At 47.1% G+C, this 18,396-nt stretch carries 9 protein-coding genes; all 9 read left to right on the top strand.

Annotated elements, in window-relative coordinates; genetic code table 11:
- The first annotated feature begins 898 nt into the window (after window positions 1-898).
- A complete protein-coding gene (gene rplK, locus A3860_RS22325; RefSeq protein ID WP_081150125.1) occupies window positions 899-1,342 on the top strand; it encodes a 50S ribosomal protein L11 in 444 nt (147 codons plus the stop codon).
- Window positions 1,343-1,385: 43 nt separating this feature from the next.
- A complete protein-coding gene (gene rplA / locus A3860_RS22320) occupies window positions 1,386-2,081 on the top strand; it encodes a 50S ribosomal protein L1 (protein WP_081150123.1) in 696 nt (231 codons plus the stop codon).
- 71 nt (window positions 2,082-2,152) lie between these two features.
- Window positions 2,153-2,695, top strand: a complete 543-nt coding sequence (gene rplJ / locus A3860_RS22315; protein ID WP_081150121.1) for a 50S ribosomal protein L10 — start codon at window positions 2,153-2,155, stop codon at window positions 2,693-2,695.
- A 110-nt stretch (window positions 2,696-2,805) separates the two neighbouring features.
- Window positions 2,806-3,180 (top strand): 50S ribosomal protein L7/L12, encoded by a 375-nt coding sequence (gene rplL, locus A3860_RS22310; RefSeq protein WP_081150118.1) that lies wholly within the window; start codon window positions 2,806-2,808, stop codon window positions 3,178-3,180.
- Window positions 3,181-3,311: 131 nt separating this feature from the next.
- A complete protein-coding gene (locus A3860_RS22305) occupies window positions 3,312-4,358 on the top strand; it encodes a LacI family DNA-binding transcriptional regulator (protein ID WP_081150116.1) in 1,047 nt (348 codons plus the stop codon).
- Between the two features lie 690 nt (window positions 4,359-5,048).
- Entirely contained in the window at window positions 5,049-8,198 is a 3,150-nt protein-coding gene (locus tag A3860_RS22300) for a SusC/RagA family TonB-linked outer membrane protein (RefSeq protein WP_245843590.1), read from the top strand.
- A gap of 24 nt (window positions 8,199-8,222) precedes the next feature.
- Window positions 8,223-9,779 carry a RagB/SusD family nutrient uptake outer membrane protein gene (locus tag A3860_RS22295; protein ID WP_081150110.1) on the top strand — a complete coding sequence of 519 codons (1,557 nt, stop codon included), beginning with the start codon at window positions 8,223-8,225 and terminating at the stop codon, window positions 9,777-9,779.
- 382 nt (window positions 9,780-10,161) lie between these two features.
- Complete coding sequence (gene rpoB / locus A3860_RS22290; RefSeq protein ID WP_081150108.1) at window positions 10,162-13,965, top strand: DNA-directed RNA polymerase subunit beta; 3,804 nt, start codon at window positions 10,162-10,164, stop codon at window positions 13,963-13,965.
- Window positions 13,966-14,077: 112 nt separating this feature from the next.
- Window positions 14,078-18,370: a DNA-directed RNA polymerase subunit beta' gene (rpoC, locus tag A3860_RS22285; RefSeq protein WP_081150210.1), complete on the top strand. Its 4,293-nt coding sequence runs from the start codon at window positions 14,078-14,080 to the stop codon at window positions 18,368-18,370.
- Window positions 18,371-18,396: the final 26 nt, after the last annotated feature.

Below are 18,396 nucleotides of genomic sequence, written 5' to 3'. Positions count from 1 at the left end.
TACTGGGTTTGCTTCAGCAGCCCTGCCAGCCGGGTGGGCGGCTGATGCGGTAAAAAACACCGGCAAATGGCTGTATAATTGAACCCTTCACTGCGTTGTCACTGGCTGGTTATTGCATGGCCGGTTGTTGTATGTAACAGCATAAAGCGTTTAACCGGCATACATCAACGGTTATCGGTAAATAAGAACAGCATATGGGTTTTATACGATCAGTTATCCATGAGTATGATGGTTTATTGATAGGGCTGTTGCCTGTTTTTATAATGCAGCTACAGGCGTATTGTTAGCAATACTTCCTTGTTTGAAAGATGGGGGCATAACTACGATCTGTTTAACGGAAATACAAACAGTGTGCGTTCGGCAGGGGTATCCGGGACCCGGGTTAGGAGGGGCGGGAAGGTCATTTTGGCAGATACCGCGGCTTCTCTCCCGGGCTTCGTAAAGCTGAACTTCCCAGTTCTCCCCAATCCTCAGAAGGCTGGTTTCTGGTACAACCAGTTTAGTTAACGGAAAGCCGGCACCCCGGCGCCCCGGCGCCTGTGCCATCGGGGAATGCCGATTGCCTTCGGTTCTATCCCAAATAACGGAAACCGCATCCGGGAACCTGCTTTTTGATAATGGGATACTGCCCCCGCTGGCCTGTTCTCCCCCTTAACCATATAACCACACCCGGGAACCCCAATGCTCCCGCTATCCCAATACCGGCGTATATTGCAGCTTTTTCTCAGGAAAATATTTAGGTGTTAGATAAAGTTGTCTATTTGATAAATTTTTCTACCTTTGCGTCCCCAAAAGAAAGTTCTTTTTAGTTCGCCCACTGGCGGAAAGAGGAATTTGGGAGATCAAGTAGTCCCGATAAAAGGGATGAACCATCGTTTGAACCAATAAATCAGTAAACATGGCAAAAGAAATTACCGGCTACGTAAAGCTTCAGGTAAAAGGCGGCCAGGCCAATCCGGCGCCTCCTGTAGGTCCTGCACTGGGTTCCAAGGGTATTAATATCATGGAATTCTGCAAACAATTCAACGCCCGCACGCAGGATAAAATGGGCAAAGTACTTCCCGTTTTAATTACCGTTTATTCAGACAAATCGTTCGAGTTTGTAATTAAAACTCCTCCTGCAGCCGTTCAGTTGCTGGAAGCAGCTAAACTCCAAAGCGGTTCTAAAGAGCCTAACCGTAATAAGGTGGGTAAAGTGAACTGGAACCAGGTTGAGGTTATTGCGAAAGATAAAATGCCCGACCTGAATTGTTTCACCCTGGAAAGTGCTATGCGTATGGTGGCTGGTACAGCCCGCAGCATGGGTCTTACCGTTGACGGCAAAGCTCCCTGGGAAAATTAATTGTTCACTCCCGGCAAGACGGGATTTTTAAAACTGAATGACAATGGGAAGAATTCCTAAAAAAAGAAAAGCAGTTGACGCTAAAGTCGATAAAAATAAACAGTATTCACTGAAAGAGGCTTCCTCTATCGTGAAAACCGTAAATACAACCAAATTCGATGCATCGGTAGATCTTCATATCAGGTTAGGTGTTGACCCCAAGAAAGCCGACCAGGCTATTCGCGGTACTGTTACCCTGCCCCATGGTACCGGTAAAACCAAAAGAGTACTGGTATTATGTACCCCCGATAAAGAAGCTGATGCAAAATCAGCCGGCGCCGATTTTGTTGGCCTCGATGAGTTTGTTCAGAAGATAGAAGCTGGCTGGGTTGATGTGGATGTAATTGTGGCCACGCCTTCTGTAATGCCTAAAATTGGTAAACTGGGTAAAATCCTGGGTCCCCGTAACCTGATGCCCAACCCCAAAACAGGTACGGTTACCAATGATGTGGCTGCAGCAGTAAACGAGGTGAAAGGTGGTAAGATCGCTTTCAAGGTTGATAAAGCTGGTATCATTCACGCTTCTATCGGCCGCGTAAGCTTCAGCCCTGAGAAAATTGCTGAGAACAGCCATTCGCTGATTGATGCGATCATCAAGGCAAAGCCGTCTTCTGCAAAAGGCACTTACCTGAAAAGCGTGTTCATGGCCAGCTCCATGAGCCCTGCTATTGCAGTTGAAACAAAATCTTTAATGAACTAAACTTTAATAACGCGACGAAGTAGTGCTGTCAAAAGCAGCATTATGAGCGAAACCAACAAAAATTTAGCGTTATGACAAAACAGGAAAAAAACGAAGTAATTGAAGTGTTGAAAGAGAAGTTCTCTCAATACAACAATTTCTATGTTACCAATACCGAATCATTAACGGTTGCACAGGTAGGTAACCTGCGCCGTGTATGTTTCAATAAGAAAGTTGAAATGAAGGTTGCCAAAAATACCCTGATCCGCAAGGCGCTGGAAGCCCTTGATGAAAAAAGGTATTCAGGCATGTTCGAATCACTGAACGGTGTTACAGCCGTAATGTTCAGTGAAAATGCAAAAGAGCCCGCATTGATCATCAGCGAATTCCGTACAGCCAATACAAAGGGTAAAAATGTTTTTGAGAAACCCGTGTTGAAAGCTGCCTTCATTGATGGCGATGTGTTCCTGGGCGACGACCAGTTGAAGACCCTGACCACGCTGAAAAGCAAAAACGACCTTATCGGCGAAATCATTGGTCTGTTGCAATCACCTGCCAAGAATGTTATCAGCGGCCTGAACGCCGGCAACAAACTGGCTGGTTTGATCAAAGCTTTAGAAGATCGCGCTCAGTAATAACTGATCACGGTCCCAAAATACTAACCCTTGCCTGAGGGTTATTTTAAACAAATTTTTTTAAACATCCGCCGGAGCACAGGCAATGAAGGCGGGAAAAATTTACAACAATGGCAGATTTAAAAGCATTCGCTGAGCAGTTAGTAAGCCTGACTGTTAAAGAAGTTAACGAGTTAGCAAAAATCCTGAAAGAAGAGTACGGCATTGAGCCTGCAGCTGCTGCTGTAGCTGTTGCTGGTCCTGCTGGTCCTGCTGCTGCTGCTGCAGAAGAAAAAACTGCGTTCGACGTTATCCTGAAAAACGGTGGCGCTAACAAACTGAACGTAGTGAAAGTGGTTAAAGAATTAACTGGTCTTGGCCTGAAAGAAGCTAAAGACTTAGTTGATGGCGCTCCCAAACCAGTAAAAGAAGGTATCAGCAAAGCTGATGCTGACGCTCTGGTTGCTAAGCTGAAAGAAGCTGGCGCTGAAGTAGAAGTAAAATAATTAGCTTCATACTAGCAATAAAAAGGTCCCGCGTTACCCGCGGGACTTTTTTTATTATATGGGGGAAATCAAGTTTGTTAAGTTTTATTTTCATAGTTTAGTAGTCTCCTTTATATAACATCTAATTTAATATGAAACGCGTCTCCCTCAAAGATATCGCTCGCATTGCCGGTGTGTCGCCCTCTACTGTATCGTTTGTTTTGAATGGCAAGGCTAAACAAATGCGTATCAGTGAAACGCTTGCCAGCAAGATCATGGAAGTAGCCAAAAAAGAGGGCTATCATCCCAACCCGGTGGCCGTAAGCCTGCGTACCGGTAAATCGCAGATCCTTGGACTGGTGGTTGAAACCATATCGGGGAACTTCTTTGCTTCCCTTTCACGCATCATAGAAGAAGAAGCCGCCCGGTTTGGCTATAAGATTGTTTATACAAGCACTGAAAATAACCGGCAGAAAGGAAAAGAGCTGATCGGTATGTTATCGCAACGGCAGGTCGACGGCTATATTATTACGCCTACACCGGGTATGGAACAGGACATTAAAGAACTGATCGCCGACAATAAGCCCGTGGTGCTGATGGATAGCTATTTCCCCGGCATCGATGTGCCGCACGTGCTGGTAAATAATTATGAAGGCGTAATGAAAGGCATGAGCCACATGATCGAAAAGGGCTACCGCCGCATTGGTTTTGTGACCGTTGACCTGAACCTGGTGCAAATGGAAGAGCGCCTGAAAGCCTACCAGGATGCCATGCAAAAAGAAGGCCTGAGCACCGATAACCTGGTGCTGACACTTAAATATGAAGAAGAAAAAGAAAAAGAGATCGGCATACAACAGGTGACCTCCTTTTTAAAGAACACCCCCGACCTGGAAGCCGTGTTCTTTGCTACCAATTACCTGGGTTTACTGGGCCTCGAAAGCATTCACCGCCTGGGCCTGAAGCTGCCCGACGACCTGGCCATGATCGTTTTTGACGACCATGACGTGTTCCGCCTGTACCCGCCGGGTATTACCTGCATTCGCCAGCCGGCCGAGGAAATTGCCAAAACTGCCCTCGAGCTGCTGATGGACCAGCTGGGCAAAGGCAACAATAATCTGGGTGGAGAAACAAAACTTGAAATATCGCCGGGATTGGTGATCAGGGGAACCACAGAGTACCTGCCGAAAGTAAATAAATAGGTTTTTTTATTGGAATGGGGCAGGCTGATATGCCTGCGAAATTTTGCGACCTTACTGATCTTATGGCTAACATAATACAATAGCCGCCTACACATTACTGCACAAAATGAGTAATATAAGCCTGTAATTGGCTTATGTGAATCCATGCATTCATTTTCCTGAATTGTACATTTTTAGAGTGTCAAAAATTAACCGGAAGATCATGTTGCTATATTTTGCAAAAACGTTTTAGAATTAGTAACTTTAATTAACTTTGCGCTGAAATCAATTTCATAAAGCGATTTTTATTCAAACTGTTTGCCATATGCGAATTGACAATTTTTATTATAGTTTCCTGAAACAGACTGCTTGTTGCCGTTTCTGTTTTATTCCCTGATAGGTTGAAATAAATTCAGTAGACAATTCTGCCCTTGTAAAACAGGTACAATGCATTCATGTACTTAAACTGATATTTAAGTTGCATGATACATTCGTATACCTGTATAATAAATCCCCTTTTGGCCCCTGGTATGATGAAACGGGAGTTCCTGTTTGGCAAGTAAAGCTCCTGTGCATATGTGAATATTTTACAATTACACTTAAAAAACCTTTTGTGATTTTTTGGTGAATAAGGTTATGTGATGCAGGGGGATACCCTTTGCTTCACTTGCACAATCGATATAGTATTAATTATTAAACCAAAACTTGCGTATGAAAAAGCAGTTTTATTCCCTCGGAAGGCGATGTCTTCTGAGCTTGTTCGCACTTTTAACTTCAGTACTGGTATTTTCTCAAACCCGCCCAGTTAGCGGAAAAGTGACCGATTCAAAAGATGGTACACCACTGCCCGGTGTATCGGTTACAGTAAAAGGTCAGTCAACCGGTGTATCTACCGATATCAATGGAAGTTTCAGTATTAGCGTTACAAAGGGTGCAACACTGGTATTCACCCACACAGGGTATGATGGGTACCAACAGGTTGTTGGTAATGAAGAAACGCTGAATGTTCAGCTGCAGTTAAGCAAAGGTTCCATGAGCGAAGTGGTAGTGATCGGTTATGGTACCGTAAGAAAAAAAGACCTTACCGGATCGGTAGGCTCGGTAAAGTCGGCCCAATTGCAGGAACGGCCTGCAGCTTCGGTGAATGAGGCTTTATCGGGCAGGATCGCCGGTGTTCAGGTTTCAACCAACTCGGGCCGGCCCGGTGGTGCAACCCGCATCAGGGTACGCGGTTTCAGCTCTATCAACTCATCGAACAACCCGTTGTATGTGGTAGATGGGGTATATATACCCATCGGCAACCAAACACTCAATAGTAATTCTATTGACTATATCAACCCGAATGATATAGCCTCGGTGGAAGTGCTGAAAGACGCATCGGGAACAGCAATTTACGGGGCCCGCGGCGCCAACGGTGTTGTGCTCATTACTACCAAACGTGGAACAAATGGGCCTGCCAGGGTTAATTACGATGGTAGTTTTAGTGTGCCAACCATTGGCCCCAAAAGAGTGCACATGCTGAATGCACAACAATACATCGATCTCGAAAACCTGGCTTTCGATAATATAAAAGTGTATGACCCTGCAGGCTGGGCAGCGGGCAACTATTCAACCGCAGTTGACCCACGGGTAAAAAGAAAGAGTTTACCCAACCTGTTCGATGCAAATGGCAATCCTTTATATAATACCGACTGGTTGAAAGAATCGGTACAGAATAAGCTCACACAAAATCACCAGATAGGGGTAACCGGTGGCAAGGACAATAATTTATATGGATTGTTCCTCGGTTACCGCGATGAAAATGGCTTACTGCTCAATTCGTACCTGAAGCGTTATTCGGCCCGGTTTGTTCAGGACCTGAAACCCAACGAATGGTTGCGGATAGGGGGGAGCCTGGCTTATAATAACCAGGAAGAAAACCTGGTTGATCAGGGTACCGGCGGTTTGAACTCGGTGCGGATGATCACAGAATCATTTCCTTTTTTGCCGGTTAAATTTGCCGACGGAACCTGGGGCGATAACTACCTGTACCCCGGTGCAGAAGGCGGATCGAACCCCGTGCACATTATGACCGACAGAAAGTATATTGTAAATGTGCAGAACATGCTGGGCCATGCCTATGTAAATGTTTTATTAGGCAACGGCTTCGATATCAAAAGCCAGGTAGGGGTAAGTTTTGTTCAACGGCAGGAAAACCAGTTCAGCGGCCGTACGCTCGATCAAATATCGCGCGACCAGAATGGTACCGCCAGTATTTTTGATAACAGGGAAATATACTGGTCGAGCGAAACTTTCCTGAATTACAACAAAACCTTTCATGGAGATCATGTTGTAAATGGCCTGATCGGGCTTTCCTGGCAGGGAACCAATTATAACTCGGTAAATGCCAGCTCCCAGAATTTTTCGTCCGACGTTTTTCAATGGTATAATCTCGGCCAGGGAAGTACACAGAATGCCTCTGCTTCAAGCAAAAGCGGCTTTGCGTTCAACTCTTACTTCGGCCGCGTGAATTATGCCTATAAAGGAAAATACCTGCTTACTGTTACCGGCCGGGTTGATGGAAGTTCGAAGTTTGGCGACAATAATAAATTTGCCTTTTTCCCCTCGGCAGGGGTGGCCTGGAAAGCATCTGATGAAGATTTCCTGAAAAACAACAATATCATTTCAAACCTTAAGATCAGGGCCAGTTATGGGTTAACCGGTAACTCGGAAATTGCACCCTACCGGTCCGACGCACAACTGGGTTCCTACACAGCCATATTCAGCAATGCGCGGTTCAGCGGTATTGGCACTGGCAGGCTGGGTAACCTCGATCTGAAATGGGAAAGAACAACGCAATCTGATGCCGGTATTGAATTGGGTTTATTGGGTAACAGGATCATGGTGGAAGCGGATGTGTATTACCGTAAAACCACCGACATGTTGCTCGATGCGCCATTGCCACGGTCAACCGGTTATCCATCGGTCTTCAAGAACGTAGGCAGCCTGGAGAATAAAGGCTTTGAGTTTACCATAAATACGTTGAACATTAACCAGAAGGACTTTACATGGAGCACTACTTTCAATATTTCCCTGAACAAGAATAAAGTGCTTTCACTGGCTACGCCGGCACCCATTTACTCGGGTAACCCGAACTTTTTATCAAACACCGGTATAATCAGAGTGGGAGATCCGGTGGGTTCTTTCTGGGGGCTTAAGCGTTTGGGTGTATGGACGGAAGCAGAAAGAGCCGAAGCAGCGAAATTTACCAGCTACCGCGGCGGTAAGCCCATTCTGCCCGGTGATTTAAAATACCTTGATGTAAACGGTGATTATGCCATTAATGATGCCGACCGCATGATCATTGGCCACGGTACGCCAAAAGGCTGGGGTTCATTCGTCAACAGCTTCCGGTATAAAAATCTGGACCTCACTATTGAGATCGCCTATATGTACGGAAATGATATCCTGAACCAAACGCACCACTCAGGCGAAGACAGAACAGGTATTGCCAACAGTTTCAGCTCGGTGCTCGACTATTATCAACCCAGCAAGAATAATAATAATACCATGATCGCGGCCATCAGGGATACAAGGGCCGGGTATGTAACCAATGTAGATACCCGTTGGGTAGAAGATGGTTCCTTTATTCGCGGAAAGAATTTGTTGCTGGCCTATAATTTCCCCGCCGGCACTGCAAATTTCTTAAAACTTAGCAGGCTAAGGGTATACGCCTCTGTACAGAACTTTTTCCTGAAAACGAAGTTCTCGGGCAACGATCCCGAAGTAACCACTTACGGCGATGCATTTGCACAGGGACAAACCTTCTTCGATTATCCCAAGCCAACTACGTACATGCTGGGAATAAATGTTGGTTTATAAAATGTTCACTTTAATAACTCGCATATGAAAATCTGTAAAATAAATCCACTTTATATTTTTCTGATCTGTGTTGTGGCGCTGACCGCAGGCGGCTGTAAAAAATGGCTGGTCAGGGTTGATAACGACCCATCGAACCTTTCGCCCGACAATTATTACACCTTACCCGGTCATGCCGATGCAGCCATAGCGGCTGCATACGCGCAAACCCGGTTCATTGGCAATGGCGCCGGTATATTTGCCAATAACTTCTCCATGCTTGAAATGCCTACCGGTACGGCAAGGACCGAAACCGGACAGAACACCGACCTCAATAACCTGCTTGGGTTAAGTTATAACGGGGATAATGTGTTTGTGGCCAACTGGTGGAATGGGTTGTACAGCGTAATTGCCCAAACCAACCTGGTGCTGGATAAAGTGCCCGGTATAACTATGAACGATGCCAAAAAGAAACAGGTATTGGGTGAAGCCATGTTTTTGCGGGCCTGGTCATATTTTTACCTGGTACGGTTGTTTGGCGATGCGCCCTTACTTACCACTTCAATTTTTCAGGCAACTGACCCAAGAGTTTATTCGCCAAGAACATCAAAAGATTCAATTTATACGCAAATAATAACCGACCTGAAGGCGGCTGAAGCAGCAGGGCTGCCCTGGACCGATGCCGGCGGACGCACCTCGCTGGGGGCGGTGAAATCATTGCTGGCCGAAGTGTACCTTACCATGGCCGGTTACCCCATGAACAAAGGAACGGCTTACTATCAGCTGGCAGCCGATAAGGCCAATGAAGTGATCACCAGCGGTCAGTTTAGCTTGTTCCCGGATTATATGAGTTTGCACGACGAATCGAAAGAGAACATGGGCGAGCAGATCTTCGAAATACAATACCTGGGTGGGGTGGCCAACAATCCCAACCAGGGGGTGCTGCTGCCAAACTTTAAAGATGTTTCGGCCTTTGGCACCGAAATAGGCTCAACCGTACCAACTAACCAGTTCTATAATTCATTTGAGGCCGGCGATCTTCGAACTGTTGACCGGCAGGGCTTCTTTTATACCTCGTATTATTCGGGGGGGAACGGGGCGCTGGTTTCGCTGGGCGCGCCTTATATTTTCAAGCATTTTGATATTGGGGCGAACGGTACCGCAGGCAAAGCTGGTTCAGCAACCAGCGGTTTGAACTGGATGAACCTTCGTTATGCCCAGGTACTGCTTACCTATGCTGAAGCGCAAAATGAAGCGGGCAGCGGCCCTACACAACCGGCGCTGGATGCATTAAAGGCGATACGCACCAGGGCAGGGCTTACTACCGGCGCATTGGGAAGCTTTACCCAGGCTTCTTTCAGGACTGCGGTATGGAAGGAGCGCTGGCATGAGCTGTGTTATGAAGGCGTAACCTGGTTCGACATGGTTCGGCTGAAAAAGGCGTACAACGAAACCACGAACAGTTTTGAGGATTTTACCGGGCATAAATTGCCCGAAAGCGGGGCAGTGCTGGCCGACAAGCATTTGCTGTTTCCGCTGCCCACCTACGAAATGCAAAACAATCCAAACCTGAGACCCCAAAACCCAGGGTACCCGGGTGTATAAGTGAATAAATAAAGTGTACATTTTTAAGCCGCAAAGCACCATGCTTTGCGGCTTTGTTTTTATCTTTGGGGCATGACGCTTTAACCTGTCCTGACTCCTTATACTGCCTGCCTGACATTGTTTCCGGTCCAATTTTTGGTTATAATTCTTGTTTTATAAGGTATATTCATTACCTTTGCCCTCCATTTTTCACAAAAGCTAATTAGCAGAGGTATAGTTGATACATGGCCATATTCACATAACTGCCTCTTTTTTAATTCTTTGGGAGTTTAGCCGTTGGTGTTCAGATTGAACGAGAACGGAGGAAATTCTCAAGGATAATTCTTTTTAGGCTATAGATGTTTTGTCGTACGAACAATTAAAAAAACCGGTTTTAAGCAATATGTCTTCAACAAAACTGTCAACCAGGGTCAACTTTGGTAAAATTAAAAACCTTGCTGAAGCACCTGACTTACTCGAAGTACAAATTCAATCGTTCAAAGAGTTTTTCCAATTAGAGACCACACCCGACAAGCGTAACATTGAAGGGTTGTTCAAGGTGTTTAAGGAAAACTTCCCCATTACAGATACACGAAACATCTTCGTGCTGGAATTTTTGGACTATTTTATTGACCCGCCCCGGTACACCATTGAAGAGTGTATGGAGCGCGGATTAACATATGCGGTGCCCCTTAAAGCGAAATTGAGGCTGAGCTGTAATGACGAAGAGCACGTTGACTTCCAGACTATCGTTCAGGATGTGTTCCTGGGTAATATCCCATACATGACCCCCCGCGGTACCTTCGTGATAAACGGAGCCGAGCGCGTGGTGGTTTCCCAATTGCACCGTTCACCCGGTGTATTCTTCGGGCAGTCAATTCACCCCAACGGTACCAAGATCTATTCAGCCCGCGTAATTCCTTTCAAGGGTGCGTGGATGGAGTTCGCTACCGATATCAATAACGTAATGTATGCGTACATCGACCGTAAGAAGAAATTCCCGGTTACCACGCTGTTGCGTTCAATCGGGTACGAAACCGATAAAGACATCCTGGAACTGTTCGGTATGGCCGATGAAGTGAAAGGCGATAAAAAATCACTGCAGAAATATCTTGGCAAACGACTCGCTGCCCGCGTATTAAGGACCTGGGTAGAAGATTTCGTTGACGAAGATACCGGTGAGGTAGTTTCGATCGAAAGAAACGAGGTGGTGCTCGAGCGCGATACCGTGCTGGATGAAGAAGCGGTTGATATGATCGCCGATATGGATGTGAAGAGCGTATTCGTGCAAAAAGAAGATGTGGGCGGTGACTACGCTATCATCTATAACACCCTTAATAAAGATACATCAAACAGTGAGCTGGAAGCCGTTCAGCACATCTACCGCCAGTTGCGCGGAGCCGATGCGCCGGATGATGAAACAGCCCGCGGTATCATTGATAAATTGTTCTTCAGCGACAAGCGTTATGACCTGGGTGAAGTAGGTCGCTACAAGATCAACCGCAAGCTGATGCTGAATCAGCCGCTCGATCAAAAGACATTAACAAAAGAAGATATCATCGAGATCATCAAATACCTGGTACGCCTTACCAACGGTAAAGCGGAAATTGATGATATCGATCACCTGAGCAACCGTCGTGTACGTACCGTGGGTGAGCAGTTATATGCTCAGTTCGGTGTTGGTTTGGCCCGTATGGCCCGTACCATCCGCGAAAGAATGAACGTACGCGATAATGAGGTGTTCACACCGGTTGACCTGATCAACGCCAGAACGTTGTCATCGGTGATCAACTCATTCTTCGGTACCTCTCAGTTGTCACAGTTCCTCGATCAAACCAACCCGCTGAGTGAGATCACGCACAAACGTCGTATCTCGGCCCTCGGACCCGGAGGTTTGAGCCGTGAAAGAGCCGGTTTCGAGGTTCGTGACGTACACTACAGCCACTACGGCCGCCTGTGTACCATTGAAACACCGGAAGGACCGAACATCGGTTTGATCTCTACGCTTTGCGTACACGCGAAGATCAACGAAATGGGCTTTATTGAAACGCCTTATCATAAAGTAGACAATGGAAAGGTTGACCTGAAAAAGCTCACCTTCCTGAGTGCAGAAGAAGAAGATAACGCCAAGATCGCCCAGGCAAGTTCGCCGCTCGATGAAAAAGGCCACTTCGTGGAAGAGAAGATCACTTCGCGCCAAACCGGCGACTTCCCGATCCTCGATCAGAATGAGGTGGAATTCATGGACGTAGCGCCGAACCAGATCGTGGGTTTAAGTGCTTCACTGATCCCGTTCCTGGAGCATGATGACGCCAACCGTGCGCTGATGGGATCGAACATGCAACGCCAGGCCGTTCCGCTGATCCGTCCTGAAAACCCGATCGTGGGTACAGGCCTGGAAGCAAAAGCAGCCCGCGATGCACGTGTACAGATCCTGTCTGAAGGAGAAGGCGTGGTTGAGTACGTAGATGGTAGCGAAATTCATGTTCGCTACGACCGTACAGAAGCTGACCGTTTGGTGAGCTTTGAAGATGACCTGAAAGTTTACAAACTGACCAAGTTTATAAAAACCAACCAGGAAACCTGTATTAACCATAAACCGGCTGTTAAAAAAGGACAACGCATGAAAAAAGGCGACTTCCTAACAGAAGGTTATGCGGTACAGGGAGGTGAACTGGCACTGGGCCGTAACCTGAAAGTGGCGTTCATGCCCTGGAAAGGTTACAACTTCGAGGATGCCATCGTAATCAGCGAAAGAGTAGCCAAGGAAGACCTGTTCACTTCTATTCACATTTCGGAATATGAACTGGAAGTACGTGATACCAAACTGGGTGAAGAAGAGCTGACCCCCGATATTCCAAACGTATCGGAAGAAGCTACCAAAGACCTGGATGAGAACGGTATCATCCGTTTGGGCGCCGCCATCAAGGAAGGCGATATCCTCATCGGTAAGATCACGCCAAAAGGCGAAAGCGATCCTACACCGGAAGAAAAACTGTTACGCGCCATCTTCGGTGACAAAGCCGGTGATGCCAAAGATGCTTCTTTGAAAGCGCCGAACGGGGTAGAAGGGGTAGTGATCGGTAAAAAGCTGTTCCAACGCGCCAAGAAAGACAAGAACGCGAAGATCCGTGAGAAGGCCGCTCTGGAAAAGCTGGAAAAAGTGCATGAAAAGAATGTTGAAGACCTGAAAGAAGAATTGTTGAGCAAACTGCAAACGCTGCTGAAAGACAAAGCTTCTGCCGGTGTAAACAACAACTTCGGTGAAGTGCAGATCGGTAAAGGCGCCAAGTTCAATCCAAAGAACCTGGGTTCAATTGATTACCAGAACGTAAACCCGTTGGGTTGGACTGGTGATGCTTCTATCGATGACAGCATCAACACCCTGTTGCACAACTACAACATCAAGTACAACGAAGAACTGGGTAGATATAAAAGAGAGAAGTTCAACATTTCTATCGGGGATGAATTGCCTGCCGGTGTGTTGAAACTGGCTAAAGTATACCTCGCCGTTAAGCGTAAGCTGAAAGTGGGTGATAAAATGGCCGGCCGCCACGGTAACAAAGGTATCGTTGCCAAGATCGTGCGTGCTGAAGACATGCCGTTCCTGGAAGACGGAACCCCGGTTGACATTGTGTTGAACCCGCTGGGTGTACCTTCCCGTATGAACCTGGGCCAGATCTATGAAACTGTATTAGGCTGGGCCGGTTTGAAAATGGGTGTGAAGTTCGCTACGCCAATCTTCGACGGTGCTACTACCGAGGAAATTGCCAAACACATCAACGATGCGGGCTTACCAAGCTTTGGGCATACTTACCTGTTTGATGGTGAAACCGGAGACCGCTTCCACCAGAAAGCGACCGTGGGTGTGATCTATATGATCAAACTGCACCACATGGTTGATGATAAGATGCACGCGCGTTCTATTGGGCCCTACAGTCTTATTACACAGCAGCCGCTGGGTGGTAAAGCGCAGTTCGGTGGTCAGCGTTTCGGTGAAATGGAGGTTTGGGCACTGGAAGCTTATGGTGCTTCAAACATCCTGCAGGAATTGCTCACTATTAAATCGGATGATATTATTGGCCGTGCCAAGACCTACGAGGCCATTGTTAAAGGCGATAATATTCCGAGAGCCGGTATTCCTGAATCGTTCAATGTATTGGTGCATGAATTGAGAGGGTTAGGTCTCGATCTGAAGTTCGAATAACGGAACCCGCTGAATAATGAACCGAACGTTGAAGTGAGCGACGCAACGGAAGATGAAAAGGGTTACTGTCGCCGGTAACAAAAACAAAAATCAGAAACAAGAAACACGAAATATGGCTATTAAAAAAGATAATCGTCCCAGAGCCACATTTTCCAAGATAACTATCGGGTTGGCTTCACCGGATTCCATTTTGGAGCGCAGCTATGGTGAAGTGCTGAAACCTGAGACCATCAACTATCGTACCTACAAACCCGAGCGTGATGGTTTATTCTGCGAGCGTATTTTTGGACCTGTAAAGGATTATGAGTGTGCGTGCGGTAAGTATAAACGTATCCGTTATAAAGGGATCGTGTGCGACCGTTGCGGTGTTGAAGTAACTGAAAAGAAAGTACGTCGCGAGCGCATGGGCCACATTAAACTGGTGGTTCCTGTTGTACACATCTGGTATTTCAAAAGCTTACCCAATAAGATCGGTTACCTGCTCGGTGTGAGCTCCAAAAAACTGGAGAGCATCGTTTACTACGAGCGTTTTGTAGTAATTCAGCCAGGTATCCGGGAAGATCGCAATTTGAAATCGGGCGATCTGTTAACTGAAGAAGAATACCTGGAAATACTGGAGAACCTGCCTAAGGAGAACCAGTACCTGCCCGATGACGATCCGCAGAAGTTCATTGCGAAAATGGGCGCCGAAGCAGTACATGACCTGCTGCAAAGAATTGAGCTCGACAGCTTATCATTCGACCTGCGTAATGCCGCCGCTACCGAAACTTCACAGCAACGTAAAGCCGATGCGTTGAAGCGTTTGAGCGTGGTAGAAGCATTCCGTGAGGCCAATAGCCGCATCACCAACCGCCCCGAGTGGATGGTAATGCAATACATCCCGGTTATTCCGCCGGAACTTCGTCCGCTGGTTCCCTTGGATGGCGGTCGTTTTGCCTCATCAGATCTGAACGACCTGTACCGCCGGGTGATCATTCGTAACAACCGGTTAAAAAGATTATTGGAGATCAAAGCCCCTGAGGTGATCTTACGTAACGAAAAACGTATGCTTCAGGAAGCCGTTGACTCATTGTTCGATAACTCACGTAAATCAAACGCCGTTAAAGCCGAAGGTGGCCGCGCGCTGAAATCACTTTCAGACGTACTGAAAGGTAAACAGGGCCGTTTCCGTCAGAACCTGCTCGGTAAACGTGTTGACTACTCAGGCCGTTCGGTAATTGTGGTTGGTCCCGAGTTGAAACTGCACGAGTGCGGTTTGCCGAAAGATATGGCGGCTGAATTGTTCAAGCCGTTCATCATTCGCAAACTGATTGAAAGAGGTATCGTAAAAACAGTAAAATCGGCTCGTAAGCTGGTTGACAGAAAAGAAGCAGTGGTTTGGGATATCCTTGAAAATATCCTGAAGGGGCACCCGGTTATGTTAAACCGCGCCCCTACGCTCCACCGGTTGTCAATTCAGGCCTTTCAGCCCAAACTGATAGAAGGTAAAGCGATTCAGTTGCACCCGCTCGTGTGTTCGGCGTTCAACGCTGACTTCGACGGTGACCAGATGGCGGTTCACGTGCCTTTGAGCAACGCGGCCGTTCTGGAAGCCCAGCTGCTGATGCTTTCTTCACATAACATTTTGAACCCGCAGAACGGTGCGCCGATGACCCTGCCTTCACAGGACATGGTACTCGGTTTGTACTACATCACCAAGGGTAAAAAATCGACTGAAACCGAAAAGATCCGTGGCGAAGGCAAAGCTTTCTACAGCACGGAAGAAGTGATCATCGCCTACAATGAAGACCGCGTTGACCTGCACGCTCACATTAAAGTGAAAGCCGATGTGCGCAACAACGAAGGCAAAATTGTAAGAAAGCTGATCGAAACAACAGTAGGCCGGGTGATCTTCAACGAATTCGTTCCGAAGGAAGTTGGATACATCAACGCCCTGCTTACAAAGAAAAGCTTGCGCGAGATCATTGGCGATATCATCACCATCACCAACGTGCCTAAAACGGCCAAGTTCCTCGATGACATCAAACAACTTGGTTTCCGTACGGCCTTCAGAGGTGGTTTGTCGTTCAGTATCAATGACCTCATTATCCCGTCTATCAAAGGCGACGTGCTTGATCAGGCAAAAGGTGAAGTAGACGAGGTATGGGACAACTATAACATGGGTCTTATTACCAACAACGAACGGTATAACCAGATCGTAGACATCTGGTCAAGGGTGGATACCCGTATTACCGAAACGTTGATCCGTGAGCTCAGCAGCGATAAACAGGGCTTCAACTCTGTGTACATGATGCTTGACTCAGGGGCCCGCGGTAGTAAACAGCAGATCAAACAGCTGTGCGGTATCAGGGGTCTGATGGCGAAACCCAGAAAATCAGGTTCAAGCGGAAGTGAGATCATTGAAAACCCGATCCTCTCTAACTTTAAAGGTGGACTGAACGTATTGGATTACTTCATTTCTACGCACGGTGCCCGTAAAGGTTTGGCTGATACCGCCCTTAAAACAGCGGATGCCGGTTACCTGACCCGTCGTTTGGTTGACGTAGCCCAGGACGTAGTAATTACAGAAGAAGATTGCGGTACGCTGCGTGGTATTGCCATCAGCGCACTGAAAGATAATGAAGAGATCGTAGAGCCGCTGTACGACCGTATCATTGGCCGTACTTCGCTCCACAACGTATACAACCCGCAGAATGATACGATGATCATTGGCGCCGGACAGGAGATCAACGAAGAGATCGGCAAACAAATTGAAGAAGCTGCTATTGAAACCGTTGAGATCCGTTCAGTACTTACCTGCGAAAGCAAACGCGGGGTGTGCGTAAAATGTTATGGTAAGAACCTGGCCACAGGTAACCGGGCACAAAAGGGTGATGCCGTTGGTATCATTGCTGCCCAGTCAATTGGTGAGCCTGGTACACAGCTTACCCTGCGTACCTTCCACGTGGGTGGTGTTGCCGGATCTGCATCAGTTGAGTCTTCACTGACTGCCAAATTCGATGGTACCATTCAGTTCGACGGTTTGCGTACTGTAGGTTCGCTTAACAATGAAGGTGATCCTATTCAGGTAGTAATCGGCCGTACCGGTGAGATCCGTAACGTGGATCTGAAGAACGATCGTTTATTGAATGTGGTGAACGTTCCTTACGGTTCAACCCTGTTCGTGAAAGATGGTCAAACCGTGAAGAAAGGCGATACCATCTGTACCTGGGATCCTTTCAACAACGTAATCGTAGCCGAGATCGTTGGTCAGGTGAAATTCGATAACGTAATTGAAGGTATTACCTACCGCGAAGAGGCCGACGAACAAACCGGTCACCGCGAGAAAGTGGTAATTGAAACAAAAGATAAAACCAAGATACCTACCCTGATCGTAGAAGGTAAGGATGTAAAACAATACAACCTGCCGGTAGGCTCACACATTGTGGTTGATGAATCTGAAGATGTAAAAGCCGGTCAGGTGTTGGTGAAAATACCTCGTACGCTGCGGATGCAACGCGATATCACCGGGGGTCTGCCTCGTGTAACCGAGTTGTTTGAAGCACGTAACCCGGGTAACCCCGCTATCGTGTGCGAGATTGACGGTGTGGTAGCCTTTGGCGCCATCAAACGTGGTAACCGCGAGATCGTGGTGGAAGCGAAAGACGGTGTTATCAAGAAATACCTGGTTCCGTTAACCCGCCAGATCCTGGTTCAGGACGGTGACTTTATTAAAGCCGGTGCGCCGTTGAGTGACGGTCAGGTTTCTCCTGGCGATATCCTGTCAATTAAAGGTCCGTTCGCTGTACAGGAATACGTGGTGAATGAAATTCAGGAGGTTTACCGTTTACAAGGTGTGAAGATCAACGATAAACACATTGAGGTGATCGTTCGCCAGATGATGAAAAAGGTTGAGATCGTGGATCCGGGCGACACCCGCTTCCTTGAAGAAGACCTGGTTGACCGTTTTGACTTCAACGACGAAAACGACTGGATCTTTGATAAGAAAGTTATCAGCGAACCCGGAGAAAGCGCTCGCTTGAAAGCTGGTCAGATCGTGAGCCTGCGTGAAATTCGCGAAGAAAACTCCCTGCTGCGTCGTACCGACAAAAAGCTGGTTGAGTTTCGCGATGCCGAACCGGCCACTTCACATCCTGTGTTGTTGGGTATCACCAAAGCTTCACTGGGTACACAAAGCTGGATCTCGGCCGCATCGTTCCAGGAAACAACCAAAGTATTGTCATCGGCTGCCATTCAGGGTAAGACCGACGATATGCTTGGCCTGAAAGAGAATGTGATCACAGGTCATCCGATACCGGCAGGTACTGGTTTGCGTGACTTTGAGAACATGATCGTTGGTAGCAAGGAAGAATATGAATTGCTGCAAACAACCCGCGAAGCGATGAGCTTTGACGATGATGAGTAATCGATCGATCATTCATTGAAACGAAA

Source organism: Niastella vici, from assembly GCF_002077945.1.
GTDB lineage: Bacteria > Bacteroidota > Bacteroidia > Chitinophagales > Chitinophagaceae > Niastella > Niastella vici.
The sequence above is the reverse complement of the archived record's forward strand: the minus strand, read 5'-3'. Positions and strand labels throughout refer to the sequence as shown.